The 10,959-nt window shown below is 34.4% G+C and carries 9 protein-coding genes; 5 read left to right on the top strand and 4 right to left on the bottom strand.

Going from position 1 to position 10,959, the window contains the following annotated elements; translation table 11 throughout:
- Positions 1–303: 303 nt before the first annotated feature.
- The gene (locus tag P8H68_RS00260; RefSeq protein ID WP_300320075.1) at positions 304–978 is read right to left on the bottom strand and encodes a DUF4294 domain-containing protein; all 675 of its coding nucleotides are present in this window, start codon (positions 976–978) and stop codon (positions 304–306) included.
- Positions 979–1,164: 186 nt separating this feature from the next.
- On the opposite strand from P8H68_RS00260, the gene P8H68_RS00255 reads away from it, so the two are divergent.
- The 4 genes from P8H68_RS00255 to P8H68_RS00240 all read left to right on the top strand — a co-directional run bounded on the left by P8H68_RS00255 (position 1,165) and on the right by P8H68_RS00240 (position 5,466).
- Positions 1,165–2,256, top strand: coding sequence for a M42 family metallopeptidase (locus P8H68_RS00255; RefSeq protein WP_300320073.1), 1,092 nt, complete (start codon positions 1,165–1,167; stop codon positions 2,254–2,256).
- Positions 2,257–2,321: 65 nt separating this feature from the next.
- On the top strand, positions 2,322–2,867 hold the full coding sequence (locus tag P8H68_RS00250) for an NUDIX domain-containing protein (RefSeq protein WP_300320070.1): 546 nt from the start codon (positions 2,322–2,324) through the stop codon (positions 2,865–2,867).
- A 6-nt stretch (positions 2,868–2,873) separates the two neighbouring features.
- A complete protein-coding gene (locus tag P8H68_RS00245) occupies positions 2,874–4,787 on the top strand; it encodes a DUF294 nucleotidyltransferase-like domain-containing protein (RefSeq protein ID WP_300320067.1) in 1,914 nt (637 codons plus the stop codon).
- Between the two features lies 1 nt (position 4,788).
- Positions 4,789–5,466 carry a 3'-5' exonuclease gene (locus tag P8H68_RS00240; RefSeq protein WP_300320064.1) on the top strand — a complete coding sequence of 226 codons (678 nt, stop codon included), beginning with the start codon at positions 4,789–4,791 and terminating at the stop codon, positions 5,464–5,466.
- A 52-nt stretch (positions 5,467–5,518) separates the two neighbouring features.
- On the opposite strand, the gene acs is transcribed toward P8H68_RS00240, so the two are convergent.
- The 3 genes from acs to P8H68_RS00225 are packed head-to-tail and all read right to left on the bottom strand — an operon-like array spanning position 5,519 to position 9,421.
- Positions 5,519–7,423: an acetate--CoA ligase gene (gene acs / locus P8H68_RS00235; protein ID WP_300320062.1), complete on the bottom strand. Its 1,905-nt coding sequence runs from the start codon at positions 7,421–7,423 to the stop codon at positions 5,519–5,521.
- 27 nt (positions 7,424–7,450) lie between these two features.
- Positions 7,451–9,139, bottom strand: a complete 1,689-nt coding sequence (locus tag P8H68_RS00230) for a sodium:solute symporter family protein (RefSeq protein ID WP_300320060.1) — start codon at positions 9,137–9,139, stop codon at positions 7,451–7,453.
- A gap of 27 nt (positions 9,140–9,166) precedes the next feature.
- Complete coding sequence (locus tag P8H68_RS00225) at positions 9,167–9,421, bottom strand: DUF4212 domain-containing protein (RefSeq protein ID WP_300320058.1); 255 nt, start codon at positions 9,419–9,421, stop codon at positions 9,167–9,169.
- A gap of 239 nt (positions 9,422–9,660) precedes the next feature.
- On the opposite strand from P8H68_RS00225, the gene P8H68_RS00220 reads away from it, so the two are divergent.
- A complete protein-coding gene (locus P8H68_RS00220; protein ID WP_300320056.1) occupies positions 9,661–10,425 on the top strand; it encodes a sulfite exporter TauE/SafE family protein in 765 nt (254 codons plus the stop codon).
- Positions 10,426–10,959 lie beyond the last annotated feature (534 nt).

The raw sequence follows: 10,959 nt of genomic DNA, 5'->3' as shown, positions 1-10,959 counted from the left end.
TTGCGTTAGCGGATGCAAAACTAGAACTTTTTATCGTTACAACAATGACTTTTTAAACCTTTTTTGGTTTTATTTTTTTGAACGTTCTTAGAGACCTAGAAACATGAAGCTTACAAATAAAAATATTTGAGAATTGTTTTCGATACTTTAAGTATTCATACCTACTCTACTCATAAAAAAAGACTGCACCCTATATAAAACAGTAAAATTACAGCTCAAAAAAAATCCCTCTTTATTATTATAAACAGGGGTTAGATTTTATTCTATCAGTGGTTTCCCAAAAAAAATAGAACTAAAAAGGCATTATTTTTTCTTTTTATAATCTGGTGGATATCCTAAATCCCACTTTTTCTTAATGTTTGCAAAATCGAATTCGAGCTTTGCCTTATCCAGTTCAATCAAATTATCCCGCCAAGCACGCTGAAGCACATCTTCAATCATATAATCTTCCTGTACATTGACCGGATCATAACCATCTTTCAGGGACATTTTAAACATATTAGCCGTTGCATTATACCAAAACGCTTTCCAACCACTCCTATATTCCTTCACCAAATCATAAGTCACCTCCCCTGTTTCTCTATGCATTAACTTTATCAACACCCTACCTTCGGTACGAGTTAATTTTTTTAACTGAGGCGTAAACTCCTTCTCTAAATATTTACGAACTTCTTTTGTATATCTCTTCTTTTTCCTTTTCGAAGGAATGCTATCCAACGCTTCATTCAATTTAGAAATCTCTTCAGAAGCTATTTTTGCATAAGGATAGGCCTTTAAAACTTTTTTTCGAAACCAATAATAATACCTTTTATCATTATACGACTTGAATTCTAATTTTGGCAACAATTGCACTTCTTCCAAATCTGTAATCAAACTATCATTTTCAAATAAAGTGTACTGACTAAAATCCAACGAATCTTTATCTTGAGACATTATAAGTCCCGAAACTAAAAAAAAAGCTAAAAATATTCTCTTCATTTATACCTATATATAATAAGGACTCAAATTTATCGAATTATTTCTTGAAACTCTTTCATTCCATAAAAAAACAATAATCATCACACTAAAGTAACGAGCATTAGTATTATGTCTTTCAATTTTTGAACTCACAAAACTATTCAGTACTTTTGAATAATTAACAGCAAAGAAACATACAGATAACATATGAGTAAAACATCTATACTGAACGATGATTCAATAGCATTTTTAGAAAAATATTTAAACAACGCATCTCCTACAGGTTATGAAAGCGAAGGTCAAAAAATTTGGATGGACTATCTTAAGCCTTATGTTGATACTTTTATTACCGACACCTATGGAACAGCAGTTGGAGTAATCAATCCAGATGCAAAATTCAAGGTTGTCATAGAGGGGCATGCCGATGAAATTTCATGGTATGTAAATTATATCACTCCAGAAGGTTTGATATATGTTATCCGTAATGGAGGTAGCGATCATATTATCGCTCCATCCAAACGCGTAAACATCCACACAAAAAAAGGTATTGTAAAAGGTATTTTTGGCTGGCCAGCTATTCACACAAGATTAAAAGGTAAACAAGAAGACACGCCCAAATTAGATAATATTTTTATTGACGTTGGATGCAAAACTAAAGAAGAAGTTGAGGCATTAGGTGTTCATGTAGGTTGTGTGATTACTTATCCAGATGAATTCATGATTTTGAATGAAAACAATTTCGTTTGTAGAGCTCTTGATAACCGAATGGGAGGATTTATGATCGCAGAAGTTGCTCGTTTATTAAAAGAAAACAACAAAACGTTGCCTTTCGGACTTTATATCACAAACGCTGTGCAGGAAGAAATAGGTTTGCGTGGTGCGGAAATGATTACTCAAACTATAAAACCAGACGTTGCGATTATTACAGATGTGTGTCATGATACCACCACTCCGATGATCGACAAAAAAGTAGAAGGAGAATCTAAATGCGGGGACGGGCCAGTAATTTCTTACGCACCTGCCATTCAGCACAACCTAAGAGAATTGATTATTGAGGCAGCTGAGGAAAACAAAATCCCTTTTCAAAGACATGCCTCTTCTAGAGCTACCGGTACAGATACAGACGCGTTTGCTTACAGCAACGGAGGCGTACCATCGGCATTGATTTCATTAGCATTGCGCTATATGCACACTACCGTTGAGATGGTAAGTAAAGACGATGTTGAAAATGTAATTAAACTGATTTACGAAAGTTTACTAAAAATAGAAGATGGCGAAACTTTTAGCTATTTTAAGTAATTTTACAAACTACAACTAAAACAAAAGAGGTTCCCTATTTTTATGGCAACCTCTTTTTACATATTATGGACGAATACATTGAGCTTCTAGACAAGGACAAGAAACCAAATGGTGTACGATGCTTAAAATCTGAAGCACATAAAAATGGGCACCTACATGCTAGCGTGCATATATGGTTTTACACAAAAGACAAACAACTTTTAATTCAGCAAAGACACAGGAACAAAAATACTTTCCCAAACCTTTGGGATGTATCGGTAGCAGGACATATTGGCTACAAAGAACTTCCAATTATTGCAGCGCTTAGAGAAACAGAAGAAGAAATAGGCCTAATTGTATCAGAAAAAGAACTGAGAAATATAGGAACAAGCTCACACAAACATTTTCATAACGAAAACCTTATTGACAATGAGCTGCATCATATATACATATGCCCACTAACAGAGCAACTTGAAAATTTAAAAATTCAGGAAAGTGAAGTGGCAGCAGTAAAACTTATCCCTATCGATGCCTTTAAGTTCGAATTAAAAAACAATTCGGAGACGTATGTTCCTCATGGATTAGATTATTACAATAGAATATTTGACGCTATTAGACAATTTTCATCTTAAAAGATTATGAAAAACACCATTGCAGAAAGAATTGCAGACTTTTTAAAAAATTATCCTCCTTTCAACTTACTAACGAAAAAAGAACTTAAATCTATTTCGGAAGAAGTAGAAGTTTTATACCTAGAAAAAGGAAAATTCATTTTCAATGCTGAGTCAAAACCACTTGCCCATTTTTATATTGTAAACAAAGGAGCTGTCAAACTCACCATGCAAGAAGAGGAAAAGCAAAACATCATTGACATTTGTGATGAAGGGGATATTTTTGGATTAAGACCTTTAATGGTTAAGGAAAACTACATCCTAAACGCGGAAACAAATGAAGAATCAATTTTATATGGAATTCCTTTACACGTCTTTAAACCCTTATCCGAAAAAAACAAAAATGTAAAGAACTACCTTATCACTAGTTTTGCCTCTAACATAAAGGACACCTCTATTGTTGAAGGACGTGGAAATATATCCTCCTATATAAAAAAGGAGACAAACAATGATTTATTCAATCTTCAAAACGCAAAATTCACAAAAAAACCAATTACCTGTGAAGCAACAACAACTGTAAAAGAAATTGCTATTTGCATGAGAGACCAGCAAATTGGAGCTATGGTCGTTGCCAAAAACAAAAAACCTATTGGGATAATTACCAGTAAAGATCTACGTAACAAGGTAGCTACTGGAGATTTTAAAATAGAAAGCAAAGCACAAGAAATTATGTCGAGTCCTGTTATTACTTCAACAGAAGAAATAACAATTCCGGAAGCACATATTGCAATGCTGAAACACTCTGCTAGTCATATTTGCATCACCAAGGACGGAACCCCAAAGTCAAAATTAATAGGAATACTTTCTTTGCACGACTTGATTGTATCTTTGGGAAATAACCCATCCGTACTTATCAAAGAGATAAATAGAGCAAAGAAATCAAAACACTTAAGAACAATAAGAGAAAAGGTAGACCTCTTATTAAAAACATACCTAGAACAAGAACTTCCATTTCCTCATATCCTTAATATCATCTCTGAAATCAATACGGTTATCATCTCTAGAAGTATTGAATTATGCCTAAAGAAGATGGACAGTCCACCTCCAGTAAAATTCACATGGCTCGCTTTAGGGAGTCAAGGAAGGAAAGAACAACTTCTGATGTCAGACCAAGACAATGCTTTGATATTTGAAGATGTTCCGAAAACAAAATTCCAAGAAACCCAAGAGTACTTTATTTCACTATCTATAAAAGTGGTGAAATACTTAAATACGATTGGTTATGAGTATTGCCCTGCAGACATGATGGCTAGCAACCCTAAATGGTGCACCTCTTTAACAGAATGGAAAAAACAGTTTGACGACTGGATTATCAATCCTGATGGAGCAGGAACCTTGCTATCTTCTATATTTTTTGACTACGAATATATTTACGGAGAAAAAGATCTAACTGACAAATTAGGACGTAGCTTATTCAAAACCATCAATGAACACAAATACTTTTTATCTAAATTAGGTAAGGATGTAATTGACAAACCATCTCCTGTTGGTTTTTTCAGACAATTTATTGTAGAAACAAATGGAGATCACCAAGAAGCCTTTAATATTAAAATCAGGGCTTTGATGCCACTTATTGATGCTGCAAGAATTCTTATTTTATCTCATAACTTAAAAAACAGCAACAATACTTTAAACAGATATAAAAAATTAGCCGAATTAGAACCTCAGAACGAAGACCTATACAACTCTTGCGCTAGAGCTTTTAGAACTTTATTGAAATTCAAAACAGAACAAGGAATTCTCAATAACGACTCTGGAAAACTGATCAACTTAGAATCCCTAAGTAAAACAGAGAAACTGAAATTAAAAAGAGCTTTTAAGCCGATTAAAGAAATTCAAGAACTCCTTATTATTCGTTTCAATTTAAAACAAATGATGTAGTATGAAATTTCCTTTTTTCAATTTTAACAAAACGCAAGCTCCAGAATTCTGGAAAAGATATTCCGAACACTTCAAATCAAAAGAACAACGCACTATTAAAGAAACTAGGTTTATTGTTTTTGATACAGAAACCACTGGTTTTGATTTTAAAGAAGATAGAATCTTATGTATTGGAGCAACCGCCATCAAGGATAACAAAATCCTGATCAAAGATGGTTTGGAAGTATATTTACACCAGAGCGTTTTTAAAGCGGACACGGTAAAAATTCACGGAATTTTAAAATCTGAAAAAGTTAAAAAAGTTGAAGAAATTGAAGCGCTAATACAGTTCCTAGACTATATTAAAGACAGCGTACTTGTAGCACATCATGCTGGCTTTGATATTGGTATTATAAATAGAGCTCTTAAAAGACATAATCTTGGAAAATTAAAAAATGACGTTTTAGACACGGGAATCTTATTCAAACGCTCAAAACATATTGTAAATATAATTGACCCTAATAAAAAATACACGTTGGATGAGATCGCTCAAGAACTAAAAATAACCCCCAAAGACAGACATACTGCCGCTGGAGATGCATTTATTACAGGGTTGGCCTTTTTAAAAATCTTACCCAAACTAAATAAGGATGGTAACATGAAATACAAAGATCTTTTTATCAACCCACTGAACTATTAACAAAAAAAGCTTGAAGGAATCTTCAAGCTTTTTTTATTTCTATTGTAATAATTTAAAGAATTACATTGTCCATAATCTCTGTCACGACTTCTGGGTTTAATAACGTAGAAGTATCTCCTAAATTAGAAGTATCATTACTCGCTATTTTTCTTAAAATTCTTCTCATAATTTTACCAGACCTTGTTTTAGGAAGTCCAGATACAAATTGAATTTTATCTAATTTTGCTATTGCACCAATAGAACCGCGAATCAAATCATTTATTTCTTTTCTCAAGTCATCTTCAGAAGTGACTGATTCATCAATTTTTGTAACATAAGCATACAAAGCATTCCCTTTAACATCATGAGGGAACCCAACAACAGCACATTCTACAACATCCAAATGCTCATCAATTGCATTTTCAATTGGGGCGGTTCCTAAATTATGTCCTGATACAATCACAACATCATCTACTCTACCCGTAATTCTATAATTACCCATGGCGTCACGATACGCACCATCACCAGTAAAGTACATTCCTTCGTAAGCAGAAAAATAAGTATCCTTATAACGTTGATGATCCCCATAAATAGTTCTTGCAACTGACGGCCAAGGAGCTTTCATCGCCAATCTACCTTCAGCAGGAGAATCTAGTATTTCTTTTCCGTTCTCATCCATCAATGCAGGTTGAACACCTGGTAAAGGCATGGTTGCAAAGGTTGGTCTTAAAGGTGTAATACCCGCCATTGCAGAGATCATAATTGCACCAGTCTCAGTTTGCCACCAAGTATCCACAATTGGACAAGTTCCTTTCCCAATATTATCATTATACCAATGCCATGCATCTTCATTGATAGGTTCTCCAACAGAACCTAAAACTTTTAAACTTGACAAATCATACTTCTCTACCAAACTAATCGGATGCTTCGCCAATGCGCGAATTGCAGTTGGCGCTGTGTAAAAATGAGTCACTTTTAATTTCTCTACGATTTCCCAAAAACGACCATAGTCAGGGTAAGAAGGCACCCCTTCAAACATTACTGTAGTTGCTCCAGCAGCTAAGGGCCCATATATAATATAGGAGTGTCCGGTGATCCAACCTATATCGGCTGTACACCAGTATACATCATCCTCTTCATACTGAAATACATTCTGAAAAGTATAGGTAGAACCTACCATATATCCACCCGTAGTATGCACCATTCCTTTTGGTTTACCTGTAGAACCAGACGTATACAAGATGAATAGCATATCCTCAGCATCCATCTCTTCGGCATCACATTCAAAATTTTCTATTTTTTGCAGTTCATCAAACCAAAACACATCTCTACCCTCTTTCATTTCCGTTGGCTCCACTGTTCTTCTATATACGATTACCTTTTCTACAGAAGGACTATCTTCCAAAGCTTCATCACATACAGCCTTTAAATTGATAGGCTTTGTTCCTCTATATACCTCATTAGCTGTAATCAATAATTTACATTCAGAATCATTAATTCTACTTGACAAAGCAGAAGAAGAAAAACCAGCAAAAACAATGGAATGTACTGCACCTATTCTAGCACAAGCAAGCATTGCAATAGTCAATTCTGGAATCATAGGCATATACAAGCAAACTCTGTCACCTTTTTTAATACCATTATTTTTTAAAACATTCGCAAACCTAGAAACCTTCACGTACAATTGACGATAAGTAATATAACGAGACTCCTCATCCGGATTGTTTGGCTCCCATATGATGGCTGTTTTATTTCCATTTTTTTCTAAATGACGATCCAAACAGTTTTCAGTAATATTCAATTTACCACCTTCAAACCATTTTACTTCAGCATTTTCTTTGTCGTGTTTAAAAACAGTATTCCATTTTTTCCTCCAAGAAAACCCTTCAGCAATATCCCCCCAAAATTTTTCAGGATTCTCAACACTCTCAATATAATCTTCTTTATATTTTTTATAAGAATGAATTTTATCTACCATATCTTTTCAATTTATATTATTCATTAATTAATGATCAACAGCCTCTCCAGCTCCTGATGGAATTCTAATATTTTCTACAATTTCTTGCACATTATTTGGTGGAGCTGGCGTGAATTTTGAAATCACAAGGGATACCACAAAGTTCACAAGCATCGCAAAAGTTCCAAAGCCTTCCGGAGAAATCCCAAACCACCAATCTTCTTTTGATCCTCCACCAAACCAACCAAACTTAAATTTGGTCATATAGAACAACATCAACAAAACTCCAATAACCATACCAGCAATGGCACCTTCCTTATTCATCCTCTTATAAAATATTCCTAAAACTATTGCTGGAAAGAATGAAGCTGCAGCCAAACCAAAGGCCAAAGCAACTGTCGCTGCTACAAAACCTGGTGGATTTACTCCAAAATATCCTGCCAAAATAACCGCTAAAAAAGCTGAAATTCTTGCCGCAATTAATTCTCCCTTTTCAGAAATATCGGGTTTTACAATTTTCTTTATCAAATCATGCGATACAGAAGCTGAAATCACCAACAGCAATCCAGCAGCAGTAGACAAAGCAGCAGCCAACGCTCCAGCGGCTATCAATCCGATTACCCAATTTGGCAATTGCGCAATCTCTGGATTCGCCAAAACCATAATATCTCTATCTACAGTTAATTCATTCTGCTTTGCATCAGCAACATATTGAACCAAACCATCACCATTTTTATCTTCAAATTGCAATAAACCTGTTACTTCCCAGTTTTCAAACCAATCTGGCAATTCAGAATATTTTTTATTACTCACTGTTTCAATAAGATTTACCCTTGAAAATACCGCAATTGCAGGCGCGGTAGTATACAGTATAGCAATAAACAATAAAGCCCAACCTGCGGACTTTCTTGCATCACTCACCTTTTTAACGGTAAAGAATCTAACAATAACATGCGGAAGCCCTGCGGTACCAACCATCAAGGCAGCTGTTATAAAAAACAAATCCATTGTTGATTTTGAACCGGAAGTATATTCATGAAAACCAAGTTCTTTTTGCAAACCATCTAGCTTATCTAACAAGTAAACCCCATCAGAAGCTTCTGCTCCGAACCCAAACTGGGGTATCAAATTACCCGTCATTTGAAAACTTATAAAAATAGCAGGAACCATAAAGGCAAAGATCAAGACACAATATTGTGCTACTTGCGTGTAGGTAATTCCTTTCATCCCACCCAAAACAGCATAGAACAAAACAATCACCATGCCTATAAGCACCCCGGTATTGATATCCACTTCTAAATATCTAGAAAAAACCAAACCCACACCACGCATTTGTCCGGCGATATAGGTGAATGAAATAATCAAGGCACAAAAAACAGCAACGGTTCTAGCGATATTAGAGTAATACCTATCACCTATAAAATCAGGAACCGTAAACTTTCCAAATTTTCTTAAATAGGGGGCTAATAATAATGCTAGCAAAACATAACCACCAGTCCATCCCATTAGATAAACAGACCCGTCGTACCCACTAAAAGAAATCAAACCGGCCATTGAAATAAAGGAAGCCGCAGACATCCAATCTGCCGCTGTTGCCAAACCATTTGCAATTGGAGACACGCCTCCCCCGGCAACATAAAATTCTTTGGTTGAACCCGCTCTAGCCCAAACTGCAATACCTATATATAACGAGAAAGTAACCCCCACTAGAATCCAAATCCACAATTGTGCACTCATAATTTTATCTTTTTCAGTTTTATAATTTTATTCGTCTACTCCATATTTTTTGTCCAATTTTGACATGAGTCGTATATACATATATATAATGACTACAAAAGCATAAATGGAACCTTGTTGAGCAAACCAAAAACCTAGTTTAAAACCTCCAATTCTAAAATTATTTAATTCTTCTACGAATAAAATACCGCAACCATAAGAAACAACAAACCACACACTGAGTAAACCAGCTAAGTATATGAGGTTCTCCTTCCAGTATTTCTTTAAATCCTGTTTTGACATTAAGTTATATTTAGTTTGGTTAAAGCATAAAAATATAATTTTAATTCGAAATAAAAAGAAGCGGTTGCAAAAGAAACTAAAATACAACCCCTATTTGAAACAAATAGCTCCCTTTTATTTACAAACGAATTTAATATATGATACCTTTAATATAAAAAACACTCTATAAACAACAGTTTAAAAAGCACAAACTACACTCCACTGAATTTTTTAAGTATGTTTGCATTGAAATAATTGACATGAGTTATATTGACATCATAACAACCCATTGGGAAATTATAGTATCCTTTTTTGCTATTGCAATTTTATATGCATCAGTTGGTTTCGGTGGAGGATCGAGTTACCTAGCCATCCTAGCACTTACTTCACTTGCTTTTACAGAAATTAGAGCAACAGCACTTATTTGTAACATCGTTGTAGTTTCGAATTCTACTATACTTTATTATAAAAATGGCTTTTACAACTTCAAAAAAGTAATGCCCTTGGTAATAGCAAGCATTCCGCTCGCTTTTCTTGGTGGTTATCTACGTATTGAAGAAAGAATATTTTTCTTACTACTAGGATGCAGTTTACTCGCTGCAGCAATACTAATGCTTGTACGAAAGAAAAGCATAACACCGGAAAACATAAAACAGTCAAGCTTCCTGAAAAGTATTGGCTTTGGAGGAAGTATTGGTTTTATATCTGGGCTGGTTGGTATTGGCGGTGGAATATTCCTTGCACCGCTACTTCATCTTGCAAAATGGGACAACTCAAAAAAAATTGCTGCAACAGCCAGCTTATTTATTCTTGTAAACTCCATAGCTGGACTGGGCGGACAGTTATTCAACCCTAGCTTCACAATAGCCCCAACACTTACCATATTATTGGCGGTATCAACTTTTATAGGAGGTCAGATCGGAACACGCATAGGAATCAAGCTCATTTCTCCTGAAAACCTCAAAAAAGCAACGGCAGTACTTATTTTATACGTAGCATTTAAGATCATCTTTAAGTACTTATAAAAACCTGCTATTTTAAGGAAAAGCGGTCATTTTATATTGGAATAACCCCCTATTACGATACTTTTCTCTCCCACTGAGTCCCAAAACTAAGTACAAAACACGTAATTTATACATTTGAAAGTCACCTTACACCCCCATTAATCACTTGGAATACAATGTTTTCATATGATTTACTACTGCGTTTTCGCAGGTTTGAACAAAATCAATACTTCTTGTACTTAATTTAAAATAAAATATTTCAAATATTAATTTTTATCATATCAACAACAAAATTACACATTAACTCAAATTTCAACATGTTAATTGATGGTTAAGGATTAATTAATTGTATTATTCTTAAATTACGTAGGTGTTTTTTAACAACAACACTGTTTAAATACTTACTTTTTTACTGAATAAATTTGTAATTACGTAAAACTACGTATATTTGCCATGTATTAATCGAAACACAATTATCAATTTAAATTATCAAAAAATGAAGAAAATTATTTTATCAGCATTATTACTTGCAAGCGCAGTTACTTTTGCACAGGA

This window comes from Flavicella sp. (genome assembly GCF_029238425.1).
Classification (GTDB): Bacteria; Bacteroidota; Bacteroidia; order Flavobacteriales; family Flavobacteriaceae; genus Flavicella.
The sequence above is the reverse complement of the archived record's forward strand: the minus strand, read 5'-3'. Positions and strand labels throughout refer to the sequence as shown.

Excerpts from the sequence above, each read along its gene's own strand:
- P8H68_RS00260 (WP_300320075.1), bottom strand. The coding sequence starts at position 978 with ATGAAGAGAATATTTTTAGCTTTTTTTTTAGTTTCGGGACTTATAATG.
- P8H68_RS00255 (WP_300320073.1), top strand. The coding sequence starts at position 1,165 with ATGAGTAAAACATCTATACTGAACGATGATTCAATAGCATTTTTAGAA.
- P8H68_RS00250 (WP_300320070.1), top strand. The coding sequence starts at position 2,322 with ATGGACGAATACATTGAGCTTCTAGACAAGGACAAGAAACCAAATGGT.
- P8H68_RS00245 (WP_300320067.1), top strand. The coding sequence starts at position 2,874 with ATGAAAAACACCATTGCAGAAAGAATTGCAGACTTTTTAAAAAATTAT.
- P8H68_RS00240 (WP_300320064.1), top strand. The coding sequence starts at position 4,789 with ATGAAATTTCCTTTTTTCAATTTTAACAAAACGCAAGCTCCAGAATTC.
- acs (WP_300320062.1), bottom strand. The coding sequence starts at position 7,423 with ATGGTAGATAAAATTCATTCTTATAAAAAATATAAAGAAGATTATATT.
- P8H68_RS00230 (WP_300320060.1), bottom strand. The coding sequence starts at position 9,139 with ATGAGTGCACAATTGTGGATTTGGATTCTAGTGGGGGTTACTTTCTCG.
- P8H68_RS00225 (WP_300320058.1), bottom strand. The coding sequence starts at position 9,421 with ATGTCAAAACAGGATTTAAAGAAATACTGGAAGGAGAACCTCATATAC.
- P8H68_RS00220 (WP_300320056.1), top strand. The coding sequence starts at position 9,661 with ATGAGTTATATTGACATCATAACAACCCATTGGGAAATTATAGTATCC.